The organism is Microvirga terrae, from assembly GCF_013307435.2.
Classification (GTDB): Bacteria; Pseudomonadota; Alphaproteobacteria; order Rhizobiales; family Beijerinckiaceae; genus Microvirga; species Microvirga terrae.
On record NZ_CP102845.1, the window covers coordinates 5,093,475 to 5,108,325 of the forward strand.

The 14,851-nt window shown below is 65.3% G+C and carries 14 protein-coding genes; 8 read left to right on the plus strand and 6 right to left on the minus strand.

The window, feature by feature from the left end:
- The 7 genes from HPT29_RS23830 to HPT29_RS23860 all read left to right on the plus strand — a co-directional run bounded on the left by HPT29_RS23830 (position 1) and on the right by HPT29_RS23860 (position 6,779).
- The gene (locus HPT29_RS23830) at positions 1 to 1,857 is read left to right on the plus strand and encodes an ABC transporter permease (protein ID WP_247654745.1); all 1,857 of its coding nucleotides are present in this window, start codon (positions 1 to 3) and stop codon (positions 1,855 to 1,857) included.
- On the plus strand, positions 1,854 to 2,630 hold the full coding sequence (locus HPT29_RS23835; RefSeq protein ID WP_173949451.1) for an ABC transporter ATP-binding protein: 777 nt from the start codon (positions 1,854 to 1,856) through the stop codon (positions 2,628 to 2,630). The genes HPT29_RS23830 and HPT29_RS23835 overlap by 4 nt, the downstream gene beginning before the upstream one ends.
- Positions 2,627 to 3,340 (plus strand): ABC transporter ATP-binding protein, encoded by a 714-nt coding sequence (locus HPT29_RS23840; protein WP_173949452.1) that lies wholly within the window; start codon positions 2,627 to 2,629, stop codon positions 3,338 to 3,340. The genes HPT29_RS23835 and HPT29_RS23840 overlap by 4 nt, the downstream gene beginning before the upstream one ends.
- 106 nt (positions 3,341 to 3,446) lie before the next feature.
- Entirely contained in the window at positions 3,447 to 3,761 is a 315-nt protein-coding gene (locus tag HPT29_RS23845; RefSeq protein WP_173949453.1) for a 2Fe-2S iron-sulfur cluster-binding protein, read from the plus strand.
- 70 nt (positions 3,762 to 3,831) lie between these two features.
- Positions 3,832 to 4,875 (plus strand): NAD(P)/FAD-dependent oxidoreductase, encoded by a 1,044-nt coding sequence (locus HPT29_RS23850; protein WP_173949454.1) that lies wholly within the window; start codon positions 3,832 to 3,834, stop codon positions 4,873 to 4,875.
- 214 nt (positions 4,876 to 5,089) lie between these two features.
- Positions 5,090 to 6,328, plus strand: coding sequence for an allantoate amidohydrolase (locus HPT29_RS23855; RefSeq protein WP_173949455.1), 1,239 nt, complete (start codon positions 5,090 to 5,092; stop codon positions 6,326 to 6,328).
- Positions 6,329 to 6,338: 10 nt separating this feature from the next.
- Positions 6,339 to 6,779, plus strand: coding sequence for a GNAT family N-acetyltransferase (locus tag HPT29_RS23860; protein ID WP_173949456.1), 441 nt, complete (start codon positions 6,339 to 6,341; stop codon positions 6,777 to 6,779).
- A 6-nt stretch (positions 6,780 to 6,785) separates the two neighbouring features.
- Here the strand turns inward: HPT29_RS23860 and HPT29_RS23865 are convergent, their stop codons facing one another.
- The gene (locus HPT29_RS23865; protein ID WP_173949457.1) at positions 6,786 to 7,301 is read right to left on the minus strand and encodes a GNAT family N-acetyltransferase; all 516 of its coding nucleotides are present in this window, start codon (positions 7,299 to 7,301) and stop codon (positions 6,786 to 6,788) included.
- 80 nt (positions 7,302 to 7,381) lie between these two features.
- Between HPT29_RS23865 and HPT29_RS23870 the strand changes: the two genes are divergently transcribed.
- Positions 7,382 to 7,687, plus strand: a complete 306-nt coding sequence (locus HPT29_RS23870) for a hypothetical protein (RefSeq protein WP_173949458.1) — start codon at positions 7,382 to 7,384, stop codon at positions 7,685 to 7,687.
- A 51-nt stretch (positions 7,688 to 7,738) separates the two neighbouring features.
- On the opposite strand, the gene HPT29_RS23875 is transcribed toward HPT29_RS23870, so the two are convergent.
- From HPT29_RS23875 to ugpB, 5 genes are all read right to left on the minus strand, one after another.
- Positions 7,739 to 9,370: an HAL/PAL/TAL family ammonia-lyase gene (locus HPT29_RS23875; RefSeq protein WP_173949459.1), complete on the minus strand. Its 1,632-nt coding sequence runs from the start codon at positions 9,368 to 9,370 to the stop codon at positions 7,739 to 7,741.
- A gap of 1,015 nt (positions 9,371 to 10,385) precedes the next feature.
- Positions 10,386 to 11,462, minus strand: coding sequence for a sn-glycerol-3-phosphate import ATP-binding protein UgpC (locus HPT29_RS23880; protein ID WP_173946624.1), 1,077 nt, complete (start codon positions 11,460 to 11,462; stop codon positions 10,386 to 10,388).
- A gap of 112 nt (positions 11,463 to 11,574) precedes the next feature.
- Positions 11,575 to 12,420: a sn-glycerol-3-phosphate ABC transporter permease UgpE gene (ugpE, locus tag HPT29_RS23885; RefSeq protein WP_173946625.1), complete on the minus strand. Its 846-nt coding sequence runs from the start codon at positions 12,418 to 12,420 to the stop codon at positions 11,575 to 11,577.
- Positions 12,420 to 13,301, minus strand: coding sequence for a sn-glycerol-3-phosphate ABC transporter permease UgpA (ugpA, locus tag HPT29_RS23890; protein WP_173946626.1), 882 nt, complete (start codon positions 13,299 to 13,301; stop codon positions 12,420 to 12,422). Before ugpA ends, ugpE begins: the two co-directional genes overlap by 1 nt.
- 124 nt (positions 13,302 to 13,425) lie before the next feature.
- Entirely contained in the window at positions 13,426 to 14,736 is a 1,311-nt protein-coding gene (gene ugpB / locus HPT29_RS23895) for a sn-glycerol-3-phosphate ABC transporter substrate-binding protein UgpB (RefSeq protein WP_371823184.1), read from the minus strand.
- Between the last annotated feature and the right edge of the window lie 115 nt (positions 14,737 to 14,851).

The window sequence follows — 14,851 nt, forward strand, 5'->3', positions numbered from 1 at the left end:
TTGCTGGCGCTGGATCCCTCCTTTCTTGCCGTCCAGGCCCTGAGCGGCCTTTCCAGCGCTTCATCGCTCTTCATTACGGCCTGCGGCCTGACCATCGTGTTCGGCGTCACGCGTATCGTGAACTTCGCGCATGGTTCGCTCTACATGATCGGCGCCTACACGGCCGCCACCCTGGTACCGCGCCTGCTCGAACTCTCGTTCGGCCCCGTGACCTTTTGGGCCGGCATCCTGGCATCGGCCCTGATCGTCGGCCTCATCGGCGTCATCGTCGAGGTCCTGCTCCTGCGCCGCATCTACGGCGCACCGGAACTCTTCCAGCTGCTCGCCACCTTCGGGGTCGTGCTGGTGGTTCAGGATCTCGTGGTACAGATCTTCGGGCCCGAGGACATTCTCGGACCCCGCGCTCCGGGCTTGCGCGCGCCGGTCGAGATTCTCGGCAGGCGCTTCCCGTCCTACGAGCTCGTGCTGATCGCAGCCGGCCCTATTGTTCTGGGGCTCGTCTGGCTTCTCCTGCGCCGGACGCGATTCGGCGTACTCGTGCGGGCGGCCACTCAGGATCGGGACATGGTGGCGTCGCTCGGCGTCAACCAGGCGATGCTGTTCACCGGCACGATGTTCCTCGGCGCCTTCCTGGCCGGACTGGGCGGCGCGCTTCAGATCCCGCGAGTCTCGGCTCATGCTGGCATGGATCTGTCGATCATCGCCGAGGCTTTCGTCGTCACTGTCGTCGGCGGCATGGGCAGCGTGCCCGGCGCGTTTTTGGCCGCGCTCATCATCGGGCAGCTGCAGGCCTTTGGCATCCTGATCTTCCCGAAGAGCACCCTCGTCGTGGTGTTCCTGCTCATGGCCGTAGTGCTGGCGATCCGGCCCTACGGCTTCTTCGGCCGGACCGAGGTCATCGGTGGGTCCCACGCGGTGGGCATTGCCAGCCGCAAACCCCTGCCTGGCGGCGGCACCGTTCTGCTCGCCGTGGTGGCAGGGCTCGCCTGTCTTCCGCTCTTGGCCGATACCTATCTGCTGAAGGTTGCGACCGAAATCCTGATCTTTGCGCTCTTCGCCTTCAGCCTGCAGCTCCTCATCGGCGTTGGCGGCGTCGTGAGCTTCGGCCACGCGGCCTTCTTCGGTCTTGGCGCCTACGGAGCGGCGCTCACCGTGAAGTGGTTCGGCCTGTCGATGGAGGCCGCCCTCCCCGCCGGGCTCGCCCTGGCCGCTTTGGGCGCAGGGCTGATCGGCGCCTTCGTGGTCCGTCTGTCCGGCATCTATCTCGCCATGATGACGCTTGCCGCCGCGCAGATCCTCTATGCTGTCGCCTTCCAGTGGGTCGAAGTGACCGGCGGCGACAACGGCATCGTCGGCGTCTGGCCGGCGAGCTGGGCCGGCGGACCGGTGTCCTATTATTTCCTGACCGCCGCGCTGACCGTCGTGGCCGTGCTGATTCTGAAACAGATCATCGACGCGCCCTTCGGCTATGCCCTGCGGGCTGCCCGCGACTCGGAAGCCCGCGCGGAGGCGATCGGCCTGAAGATCCGCCAACAGCGCTGGCTCGCGTTCATGATCGCCGGCGCCGCAGCCGGACTCGCGGGCGGGCTCTATGCCTTCTCCCGCGGCTCGGTGGATCCGAGCCTGCTCGGCATCTCGACCTCCGTCGATGCGCTCACCATGCTGCTCCTCGGCGGCATCCAGACCGTCATGGGGCCGCTCGTCGGGGCCGCCGTCCTGCACGCCCTGCGGGACTGGATCATGCCGCTCACGTCGCTCTGGCGCCTGATGCTCGGCCTGAGCATCATCGCCATGGTGCTGATCTTTCCGCGCGGCCTCGTCGGCACGGTTCGGGACTGGTGGGAGACGCGTGAATGACGCTTCTTGCCGTGAACGGCCTGCAGAAATCCTTTGGCGGCGTGGTGGCGGCCCGCGACGTGGAATTCACCGTCGGGCGCGGCGAGATGCTCGCCGTCATCGGGCCCAATGGGGCGGGCAAGTCCACCGTGTTCAACATGGTCGGCGGCCAGCTGCGCCCGGACCGCGGCCGGGTTCTGCTCGATGGCCACGACATCACCCATGCCTCGCCGCAGAAGCGATTCCGTCGCGGTGTGGGACGCACCTTCCAGGTGGCGCAGACCTTCCTGTCGATGAGTGCTGCTGAAAATGTCCAGATGGCCCTGATCAGCTGCCGGCGGCAAAGCGGCGGCCTCTGGTCGCCGGCCCGGGAGCGTCATCGCGAGAAAGCGGTTCAGCTCCTCGCCCGGGTGGGCATGGCCGAGGCCGCGGATATCCCCTGCTCCGCCCTGGCCTACGGCGACGTGAAGCGGGTGGAGCTCGCCATTGCGCTGGCCGGAGAGCCCAAGCTCCTCCTGATGGACGAGCCCACGGCCGGCATGGCGCCGCGCGAGCGGACGGAGCTGATGGATCTCACCGCGTCCATTGCCGACGCGCAAGGGATCGGCGTTCTTTTCACGGAGCACGACATGGACGTGGTCTTCGGCCACGCGGCACGGGTTCTCGTGCTCCTGCGCGGCCGGATCATCGCGGCCGGAACACCCGACGAGATCCGCCGGAACGAAGAGGTCAAGCGCGCCTATCTCGGGGACGAGCATGCCCTTGAAGCTCCCAAGGGAACGAGGCCCGCATGAGCAAGCCGCTGCTCGAGATCTGGAACCTCTGCGCCTCATATGGCCGCGCCCAGGTTCTCTTCGACGTGACGTTCCGCCTTCATGCGGGAGAAGTCATGGCCCTCGTCGGCCGCAACGGCGCCGGCAAGACCACGACCCTGAAAGCCGTCATGGGTCTGGTCTCGGCATCGGCCAAGCAGGCCACCTTCAAGGGGCACTCCCTCGACAGGCTGCCGACCTACAAGATCGCCCGCCTGGGGCTCGGCTATGTGCCCGAGGACCGGCGCATCTTCACCGATCTCACCGTCGAGGAGAACCTGGAGACGGGACGGCGCCTCGCCGGAGCCGGCCGCTCGCCCTGGACACCGGAGCGGCTTTTCCGCCTATTTCCCAATCTCGCCGAGATGCGGGGACGGCGCGGCAACCAGATGTCCGGAGGCGAGCAGCAGATGCTGTCCATCGCCCGAACGCTCATGGGCAACCCGGATGCGATCCTGCTCGACGAGCCCTCCGAGGGCATCGCGCCGGTTATCGTCCAGACGATGGCCGAGGCCATTCGGGCCATGAAGGCGGAGGGGGTGGCGGTCCTCCTGTCCGAGCAGAACTGGGCCTTCGCCGCCGGCATCAGCGACCGTGCCTGCGTCATCGAGCGCGGCGAGATCCGCTTCCAGGGCTCCATGACCGAGCTCATGGCGGACAAGGCCCTGAGGGCGGAAACCCTCGGGGTTTGATGCCCTAAACCGTTGACGGAGCGGGCCGAAAGGACGATATCAGCCCATCCGGCGCAGCCCCTTCCGCGCCCCATCCCAGACTGTACGCAAGAGGAATCCCCGCTTCATGGGCGTCATCCATGTGACCGACCGGGCCGGCCAGCGCCACACCCTCGAGGCCATCGAGGGCTGGCGGGTGATGGAGATCATCCGGGATTGGGGCCTGCCGATCGAGGGCCTGTGCGGCGGTGCCTGCGAATGCGCGACCTGCCACGTCTTCGTCGCCGAGGAATGGCTCGGCAGGCTCTATCCCCCCACCGAGGAGGAAGAGGACCAGCTCGACACCGTGATGACGCAGCCCAATTCGCGCCTCTCCTGCCAGATCCTCTGGACCCCCGAACTCGACGGCCTGGAGGTCACCCTCGCGCCGACCGGGGCCTGACCGTCACCCTGCCACATTGCCAAAGCTGAAGAGACCGTGCTTCGAAAGGGTCTCTCGAAGGAGCCTGTTCATGACCGACCATATCGAAACGGACGTCGTCATCATCGGTGCCGGGCCCGTGGGCCTGTTCGCCGTGTTCGAACTGGGCCTCCTCGACATCAAATGCCACCTCATCGACATCCTGCCCAAGGTGGGCGGCCAGTGCGCCGAGCTCTATCCGGAGAAGCCGATCTACGACATCCCGGGATTCCCGATGGTGACCGGCCAGGGGCTCGTCGACAACCTGATGGCGCAGATCGAGCCGTTTCATCCGACCTTCCACCTCAACGAGATGGTAGAGAGCCTGGAATCCATCGGCACGCCCGAGGCGCCCCTGTTCCGGGTCAAGACCTCCGAGAACGGCACCACCTTCACCTGCAAGGCCGTCATCATCGCGGCCGGCGGTGGATCGTTCCAGCCCAAGAAGCCGCCGATCGAGAACATCGAGGCCTACGAGGGCACCGGCGTGTACTACGCCGTGCGCAAGATGGAGATGTTCCGCAACAAGAAGGTCCTCATCGTCGGCGGCGGCGATTCCGCCCTCGACTGGACCGTGAACCTGCAACCCATCGCCAAGCGCCTGACCCTGCTCCATCGCCGCGACGCCTTCCGGGCTGCGCCGCACACGGTGGAGAAGATGCGCTCCCTTGTGGCGTCCGGCGAGATGGACCTGCATCTCGGCCAGGTGACCTCCCTCAAGGGCGAAGAGCCCGTTCTGGAAGGCGCGGTGATCCGCAAGGACGACGGCTCGGAGTTCACGGTCGATTGCGACGTGATGCTGCCGTTCTTCGGCCTCACCATGAAGCTCGGCCCCATTGCCGACTGGGGCCTGAACCTGCACGAGAACCTGATCCCGGTCGATACGGAGAAGTTCGAGACCAACGTGCCCGGCATCTTCGCCATCGGCGACATCAACACCTATCCGGGCAAGCTGAAGCTCATTCTCTCAGGCTTCCATGAGGGCGCCCTGGCGGCCCAGAAGGTGCACCGCTACGTGTATCCGGAGAAGAAGCTCCTGTTCCAGTACACGACCTCGTCCACGAGCCTGCAGAAGAAGCTCGGCGTCGCGGCCTGAGGCCTTTCACACCGACCTTTCACCAACACACTCTGCACGTTATGGCCGGTCTTGTCCCGGCCATCCCGATTCCGTGGAGCCCCGAGCGTTTCCGATCGAGATCACCGGCACAAGGCCGGTGATGACGTGGGATGTCCAATGCGATCCGGCTCCGCCTTCAAAGCCATTGCTCTTCCTCTTGCGAAGCAGGCCGGTTCCTGAAACTCTCCGGTCCATGACCACCGCGACAGATCTCACCCTCGGCCGCCGCGTGATGGCGATGATCGAGGATCTCGCCCAGCACACGGACGAACCCGGCCGCCTCACCCGCCTCTATCTCTCCGACGCCCATCGCCGGGCTGCGGACGCCACGCTCCGCCTGATGCGGGAGGCGGGGCTGAACGCCCATATCGATGCCCTCGGATCCGTCATCGGTCGGATCGAGGGCACCGATCCGCAAGCCCCTGCCCTCCTCGTCGGCTCCCATATCGATTCCGTGGTCGATGCGGGCCGCTATGACGGCAACCTCGGCGTGGTGCTCGGCATCGCCGTGGTGGAGGCATTGCGGCAGCAGGGCATTGCCCCCGCCTGCCCGATCGAGGTCGTCGCCTTCGGCGACGAGGAGAATGTGCGCTTCCCGAGCAACCTCTCCACGTCCCAGGCGCTTGCCGGCCGGTTCAACCCGGCCTGGCTCGACGGTCGGGACCGGGACGGGACCACTTTCCGCGAGGCGCTGATCCGCTTCGGCGGCGACCCGGACGGGATCGCGGCGCTTGCCCGGGATCCGGCGCGGTACCGCGGGTATCTCGAAGTGCACATCGAGCAGGGGCCGCTCCTCGAAGCAAAGGATCTGCCTGTCGGGATCGTGTCGGCCATCAACGGCATCACGCGGGCGCGCTGCAGCGTAATCGGCGAAGCGGGCCATGCGGGCACCGTGCCGATGACCATGCGTCGCGATGCGCTCGCGGCCGTGGCCGAGATGATCGGCATCGTCGAGCGCGCAGGCTCGACGCGCACCGACACGGTAGCGACGGTGGGCGTCGCGCAGGTGCAGCCCGGCGCGATCAACGTCATTCCGGCACGTGTCGATTTCACGCTCGATGCCCGCTCACCGGACGATGCCGTGCGCCTTGCGATGGTGGAAGACATCATCACCGAATGCCAGGCCGCCGCGCAGCGGCGCGGCGTGACTTTCGCCATCGAGCCGTTCATGGAATCGCCCGCGACGCCCATGGACAAGGATTTGGCCGGAAAATTCGAAGAGGCCATGAGGAGCCTCGGCATCGAGCCGCTGCATCTCTCCTCGGGCGCCGGTCATGATGCGGTCGCAATGGCGGGCCTTTGCCCATCCGCCATGCTGTTCGTGCGCTGCAAGGGCGGCATCAGCCACAACCCGGCTGAGTCGATCACCATCGAGGACGCGGATGTGGCGGCCCGCGTGCTGATGGACACGGTCAAGCAGATTGCCGCGTGAGATCCGCATCATGAAGCAGGCTCCGATAATTGCGTTCGTCGACGATGCCTGCGCGCTGCATCCGATCGTCCTGGAAGGCGTGCGAGACTTCAACAGAACTCTTTTCGCCGGCCATCCGCCGGGCCGGGATCTCGCCATTGCCATCATCGATCCCGACAGCCGCGAGCCTGTCGGGGGACTGTGCGGCCGCATGAACGGCGGTTGGCTCGCCATCGAGCTCCTTTTCGTGCCTGAAGCCTTTCGCGGCATGGGACTTGCCACGCAGCTGATCGCGATGGCCGAGGACGAGGCCCGAAACAAGGGCTGCCACTCGGCGTGGATCGACACGCTCAACCCCAGGGCGCTCGAACTCTACCGGCGCCTCGGATACGAGATCTTCGGCGAACTCAAGGATTATCCCGTCGGCGGCAGCCGCTTCTTTCTGCAGAAGAAGCTCGGGCCCGTCGCCTGATGCGGATCAGCCGCGCCACTCGTCGGCGAGCACGGCCCAGCGCTCGTGATCGCGCCATTCCCCGTTGATCTTGAGATAGCGCGGTGAATAGCCTTCCTGACGGAAGCCGAGCCGCATGACGAGCGCACGGGATGGCCCGTTCCCCGGCTGGATGTTCGCCTCCAGCCGGTGCAGCCCGAGCTCGCCGAAGGCATGCGAGACCACGAGCCTCACCGCCTCGCTCATGAGCCCGCGCCCGCTGGTGCCGGCCATGCCGTAATAGCCCATATAGGCGCTTTGGAAGAAGCCGCGCACGACCTCGCTCAGATTCACCACTCCGACGATTTTTCCGCTCGCCCGCTCACGGGCAATGAAGCCGATGGAGCGATCGCCGTCGCAGCGGTTGAGATAACCGAGGAAGCTCGCATGATCGCGGCAGGGCGAAACCCAGGGCTCGTGCAGATCGATGCTGGCGAGGTTGGCAGCGACCAGCTCGGCGGCATCCGAGACATGAACGGGACGGATCATAACGCGTGACGACATGAGGTTCATTCCAGCTTCAGGAACCATGGCATAGACACGTCGTTGTCGTCAGCCCCTCCTCACAACATAAGGAATGGACCATGCGAGCCATCATTCTCCCCGCCTTTGCCCTTGTCCTTGGCGCCGGCTTCTTTGCTGCACCGCAGGAGGCGCAGGCCCGTTTCGGCGCCGAGCAGCTGCAGGGGCCAAGCCTTGTAGACAATGTGCAGTGCGTCACGCGCCGCGTCCGCACCGTGCTTCCGAATGGCCGCGTGGTCTTCCGGACCGTGCGGGATTGCGGCGTGCGGCCAGGCTGGGGCCGGGTCGAGCGCTGCCGCACGGTGCGCGAGCGCGTGGTGCGGCCCAACGGACGCGTCGTGTATCGCGAGGTCCGCCGCTGCCGCTGAACACGCACAGGGCGAACCATTCAGGGCCCGGTCTCACCGGGCCCTTTTTCTTTACTCGAGCTCGCCGATGGCGCTTTCGACCGCCTCGACCACTGCGCCCGCGCGCACGAGATCGAGCGCCTGGCGCATCTCGGTCGCGTACCAGCGGTCGCCATCGAGCGCCGGCGGAATAATGGCCCGGATCGCCTCCAGGGCGGCGCGCGAACCCTTGCCGAGCGGATGATCCGTCGCGAGCGGCTCCACGAGCGTGAGCGCCTGCGCGGCCATCAGCAACTCGCCGGCCACGATCTGCTCCACATTCTCGACGACGGTGCGTGCCTTGCGCCCGCACCAGGTCGAGTTGGACACGTGATCCTCCGCATTCGACTTGCCGGGGATCGAGTCGACCGAGCCCGGCGTCGCAAGCCCGCGGTTCTCCATCACCAGCGCCGACAGGGAGCACTGCACGGTTGCAAATCCCGTGTTGAGCCCGCGCTTGCCGGCGAGCAGGTTGCGCGGCAGGCCGTAGGACATGGTGGGATCGATCAGCCGCGCGAGGCGCCGCTCGGAGATCGCCCCGAGATCGGCCATCGCAATGGCGAGGAAGTCCATGGCCTGCGCCATGTACTGACCGTGGAAGTGACCGCCCGAGATCGACACGTAGCCGCCTTGCCCGTCGTCGAAGATCAGCGGGTTGTCGGTGGCGGAGTTCATCTCCGTGCCGATGATGCGCTCCACGTATTCCACGGCCTCGACGGCGGGCCCGTGAACCTGCGGCGTGCAGCGCAGGGAATAGACGTCCTGCACGCGGGGAGCCGCCGGCGCTCCGGGCTGACGCGGCTCGTCGGGAAACACGATGTCGCGCGCAGCCTGCGAGCAGCGCTTCGTGCCGTCGAGAATGCGCAGCAGATTGCGGGCGACGCGGGCCTGGCCCGGATGAGGGCGCGCCTTGTGCACGCGGGGATCGAAGGCCGCGAGCTCGCCGCGCATGGCTTCGAGCGACAGGCACATGGCGATGTCCGCCTGCTTCAGCAGGCGGCGTGCGTCGTGCGTGGCCAGCGCCCCGAGCGCAAGCGACGTGGTCGAGCCGTTGATCAGAGCCGAAGCATCCTTCGCGCCAAGCTCGAAATCGGGATCGAAGCCGGCCGCCCGGATGGCCTCGCGGGCCGGCATCCGGCGGCCGCGATAGATTATCTCGGCCTCCTCGAATCCGCAGACCGCGCCAGCCATATGGGCGAGCGGCGCGAGGTCGCCCGACGCGCCGACGGAGCCTTTTTGCGGAATGACCGGATGCAGGCCCGCATTGACGAACGCGATGAGGCGCTCGACCAGCTCGACGCGGGGGCCGGAATAGTTCGACGCGAACGCATTGGCCCGCAGGAGCATCATGGCGCGGGTTACGTCCTCGGCGAACGGCTCGCCGACCCCAGTGGCGTGGGCATAGACCGTCTTGCGCTGGTAGGCCGCCATGTCGCTGATGAGAACGCGCTGGTCCTTGAACAGGCCGACGCCCGTGTTGAAGGCATACATGAGCGGCGCGTCGTCGTGCATCCAGGTGCGGTCGATGTAATCCCGCGTCGCCGCAATGCGCTCGCGTGCCTCCGGGGTCAGGGCGGCGGGCGCAAAGGCTCCGCTGGCATCGGGGCGCGCCACACGCACCACATCCTGAATGCCGAGAGTGGCGCCGTCGAGCTTGACCGTCATCGCTGTTCCTCACGTTGAAGAAAAAGGGATACCGAGGCTTCGAACGTCGTGCAACCGCCTCGCCGTCGTCACAGGGCCTGTGCCGGTGATCGCGCTTGTCTGAAGCGCCGCGCCTGTTCGGATCGGGATGGCCCGTCCTGATCCTTCCCCCGTCATCACCGGGCGTGTCCCGGTGATCTCGCTTGCTTGAAGCGCCGGAGCCTCACCGGATCGGGATGGCCGGCACGGGGCCGGCCATGACGGGGCAGGGTCGGATGACGGGGGAGCGTCGCGCTGCGGTGCCGGTTTGCGATCTGTGCGCTGTCAAAGAGCAGCACCTGCAGGCCCGCAGCTTGCGCTGCGAGCCTTCAGGATGATCGAGGGTGGCGCGAGTGGCAGCCCGGCTCGATGTCTGAGGTGATAAGCGAGAGCCAAGCTGCTCGTCGCGCACGGTTCTTTTCAGGCGGACCAGCTGGGCAGAGCCCAAGGTCGGCCTCCTGCGCGCCCAGGGGTGCGAAGCCTGTCGCAGGACCGTGCCGGTTCCCACACTTGCGACGCCTCGCGAGCGCGCCCCTCGAAGGAACCGATCTGTCCAACGATATAGCTTAGCTTGGCACCCCTGTCAAGAACAAAGTGAGAACACATCCTTGCACAGACCCTCCCACGTCATCGCCGGCCTTGTGCCGGTGATCCCGACCCGTAAGGCACGGCGCTTCACATGAGCGGGATGGCCGGGACCAGCCCGGCCATGACGGGGAGGGTGTCAGGACGGGCGGAGGGTAGCCGACACAGCTGGGTGCCAGCACGGGCCGAGGGTAGCGAGAACGGGCCGAGGGTAGCGGAACGGCTGCGGGAAGGTGGGAGCGGGTGCCGGCGCGGTGGTGCGGGACCGCCCACCCTGATCGTCAACCCTCCCCCTCATCCTGACGAGGGGGAGAGGGACAAGGGGCATGAGGTTGCCCGCACAACGAGAGGGCCCCGAGCGCAAGCCCGAGGCCCTTGGACACCCTGACGTTCCGGCTCGCCGTCCGGGATGTCAGACCTTGCCGAGACGCCGGGTGGTCTGAGGGTCGAAGAGATGGACGTTGGCCGGATCGACCGACAGGGTCAGCCGGCGGGTGTCGGCCGGAATCTGACCGGTGGAGGCCTGAACGACGAAGTCGGCGCCGGCGACCTTGCCGTGGAAGAGCTGGGTCGCGCCGAGTTCCTCGACGAAATCCACATCCATGGAGAGGGAGCTCGAGCCCGCGCCGCCTGCCTGGACGTCCTCCGGACGCAGGCCCACCTCGATGGCGGAGCCGGGGGCGAGGCCGTCGCGCATGTCCGCGACCATGATCGCCTGTCCGCCGACCGACACCCGGCCGGGCCCCTCGACCTTGCCGGGCAGGATGTTCATGGGCGGCGAGCCGATGAAGGTGGCGACGAACCGGGTCTCGGGACGGCGGTAGACGTCCGCCGGGCTGCCCACCTGCTCGATCTGGCCGCCGGACATCACCACGAGCTTGTCGGACAGGGTCATGGCCTCGACCTGATCGTGAGTCACGTAGATCGACGTCACGCCGAGAGCCTTCTGCAGGCGCTTGATCTCGACGCGCATCTGGACGCGCAGCTTGGCATCGAGGTTGGAGAGCGGCTCATCGAAGAGGAACACCTGGGGCTTGCGCACGATGGCCCGGCCCATGGCGACGCGCTGGCGCTGGCCGCCGGAGAGCTGGCGCGGCTTGCGGGTGAGGAAGGATTCGATCGCCAGGATTCGGGCCGCTTCCTTCACGCGCTTCTCGATCTCGTCCTTCGGCGTGCCGCGGTTCTTCAGGCCATAGGCCATGTTGTCGTAGACGGTCATATGCGGGTAGAGCGCATAGTTCTGGAACACCATGGCGATGTCGCGATCGGCCGGCTCGACCTGGTTCACCACTCGCTCGCCGATCTTCACCTCGCCGTCGGAAATCGTCTCGAGGCCCGCAATCATCCGGAGCAGCGTGGACTTGCCGCAGCCGGACGGGCCGACGAGCACACAGAAGGAGCCGTCCTCGATTCCGAGAGAGACGCCCTTCACGGCCTCAACATTGCCCGCATAGATCTTCCTGACGGTATCGAGTGTGACCCCTGCCATCGTGTCTTTCCTTTTATCGCTGCCCGCGCCGCCGTGGGCCGCGGGCGAGAATTCCAATCATGTGAGAAGGAGCCCTTCCGCCGAACGGGAAGGGCCCTGCGCGTTTCCCGCGTCACTTCTCCGTTTCGACGAGACCCTTCACGAAGAGCCTCTGCATGAAGATGACGACCAGCACCGGCGGCACCATCGCCAGCACGGCCGTCGTCATGGCGATGTTCCACTCGGTCAGTGCATCGGTGGTCGTGATCATCTTCTTGATGCCGATGACGATGGTCTGCATCGAGCTTTTCGTGGTGATCAGCAGCGGCCAGAGATACTGGTTCCAGCCATAGATGAACTGGATCACGAAGAGTGCCGCGATCGTCGTCATCGAAAGCGGAAGCAGCGTGTCCTTGAAGAAGCGGAACGCGCCCGCGCCGTCGATCTTCGAGGCTTCCAGAAGCTCCTCCGGAATGGTCATGAAGAATTGCCGGAACAGGAGCGTGCCGGTCGCCGACGCGATGAGCGGCAGGATGAGACCGGAATAGGTATCGAGGAGACCCAGATCGGCGACGATCTTGTAGGTCGGATAAATACGCACTTCGACCGGGAGCATCAGGGTGATGAAGATGACCCAGAACGCCGTCCTGCGGAACGGGAACCTGAAATACACAACCGCATAGGCCGACAGAATCGAGATCAGGATCTTGCCGAATGCGATTCCCATTGCGACGATCATGGAGTTGATCATCATGCCGATCACGGGCTCGCGGGCCGTCTTGCCCCCGTAGAACAGCGCGCGGGAGTAGTTTTCCAGCGTCTGATCGCCCGGGATCAGCGGCATGTTGCCGTTGATGATGGTGGCGGTGTCGAAGGTCGACGCCATGATCGCGAGGTAGACCGGGAAGGCCACCAGAACGACGCCGATGATCAGCGTCAGATAGGCCATGAAGTCTCTAAAGGGACGATTCTCGACCATCAGTACTGTACCTTGCGTTCGACATAGCGGAACTGGATGGCGGTCAGCGCGATCACGATGACCATGAGGACCACCGATTGGGCGGCCGACAGGCCGAGATCGCCGCCGGAGCGGCCGTCCGCGTAGACTTTGTAGACGAGGGTTGTGGTCGTTCCGGCAGGACCGCCGCCCGTCACGGCATCGATGATGCCGAACGTCTCGAAGAACACGTAGACGATGGTCACGACGAGAAGGAAGAAGGTGGTCGGCGACAGAAGCGGGAAGATGATCGTCCAGAAGCGGCGCATGGGCCCTGCGCCGTCGATGGCGCCGGCTTCGATCACGCTCTTCGGAATCGCCTGCAGGCCAGCGAGGAAGAAGAGGAAATTGTAGCTGACGTGCTTCCAGGTGGCGGAGAGCACGAGCAGGATCATGGCATCTTTGCCGTCAAGCATGGGATTCCAGTTGAACCCCATGAGGTTGAGCGGGCGCCCGAGCGTGCCGAGCGTCGGGTGGAACATGAACATCCACAAAACACCCGCGATGGCGGGAGCCACCGCGTAAGGCCAGATCAGCAGGGTCTTGAAACCGTGGCCGCCGCGCAGGCTCTTGTCGGCCTGGGTGGCGAAAAGAAGCGCGACTGCGAGCGAGAAGAAGGCCACCAGGGTCGAGAAGATCACGGTCGTGACCATTGCCCGGTAATATTCAGGCTGCTCGAAGACCGCGCTGTAGTTCTCGAAGCCGACGAATTCGGAGGTGAGGCCGAAGGCGTCTTCCCGCAGGAACGACTGCCAGATGGCCTGCGATGCAGGCAGATAGAAGAAAATGACGGTGATCGCCATCTGCGGAACGATGAGCAGAAGTGGCAGCGTCCAACCTGAAAAATGAGCTCGTTTTTCCATCGCGTTTACGGCTGTCCGGATGATGGGTGGCAGATGACGGCGGCAACCGGTCTGCGAAGGTGATCCATAAGATCATCCCGGGCAGCGGGGCCGCCCGGGATGGAAAGTCGTGCGGTCAGATCGCTCAGCGGCTGACGGAACGCTCGAACTGGCGCAGGATCTGGTTGCTGCGCGTCACGGCGGAGTCGAGAGCATCCTTGGCGGGCTTCTGACCGGCCAGAGCAGCCTCGATCTCCTCCGACACCACGTCGCGGATCTGGACCATGTTGCCGAAGCGCAGACCGCGGGAATTCTCGGTCGGCTCCTTGTTGGTCAGCTCGAGCAGCGGGGTCTGCAGGACCGGGTTCTTCTCATAGAAACCTGAAGCCTTGGTCTTCTCGTAGGCTGCCTTGGTGATCGGGAGATAGCCCGATTCCTGATGCAGCTTGGCCTGGCGGTCCGTGTCCGACAGGAAGGTGAAGAACTTGGCCACGCCCTTGTACTCGGCGGCCGACTTGCCGCCCATGACCCACAGCGAAGCGCCGCCGATGATGGAGTTCTGCGGAGCGCCCTGGATGTCCGGGTAGTAAGGCATCGGCACGGACGTGAAGTCGAACTTCGCATTCGCCTTCACGTTGCCGTAGAAGCCCGACGAGGTGAGGAAGATCGCGCATTCGCCCGAGGTGAAGCGGCCCTCGCTCTTCGAGTCGCGGCCCGAATAGTCGTAGGTCTTGTCCTTCTGCAGGTCGACGAGGTTCTGCAGGTGCTTCACGTGCGCCGGAGAGTTGAACTTCATCTCCGTGTCGAAGCCGTCGAGACCGTTGGCCTTGGTGGCCATCGGGATGTTGTGCCAGGCGGAGAACTGCTCGACGTTGGCCCAGGGCGCCCAAGCGTTCGAGAAGCCGCAGGTGTCGTGGCCGGCAGCCTTGAGCTTCTTGCCGGCTTCGAACACTTGGGGCCAGGTCTTCGGGATCTCGTTAACGCCCGCCTTCTTCAGCTCGTCCTTGTTGATCCACATGACCATCGAGGAGGAGTTGAACGGGAAGGAGAGCATCTCGCCCTTGGCCGTGGAGTAGTAGCCGGTGATCGCCGGCAGATAGGCCTGCGGGTCGAACTTCTCGCCGGCGTCGGCCATCAGCTGGTAGACGGGCTTGATCGCCCCGCGGGCGCCCATCATGGTCGCCGTGCCGACTTCGAAAACCTGCAGGATGTGGGGGGCGTTGCCCGCGCGGAACGCGGCGATGCCGGCGTTCAGGGTATCGGCATACTGGCCCTTGTAGCTGACCACGACCTTGTATTCGTTCTGGGACTTGTTGAACTCGTCCGCCAGCCGGTTCACGACGTCGTTATTGGCACCCGTCATGGCGTGCCACCACTGGATCTCGGTCTGGGCGAAGGCGGAGGTGCTCGTCGCCAGGCCGATGGCCAGAGCGCCGAGGAGGGACTTCTTCATCATAGTAATCTCTCCCATGTCATCCCGTCGGGGACGTTCTTGTCGTTCATCACCCCGGCGTTAAGGCCGGATGACGTTTCTATGACGAAAACATGACAATCATAGCCGGCTTCAAAAT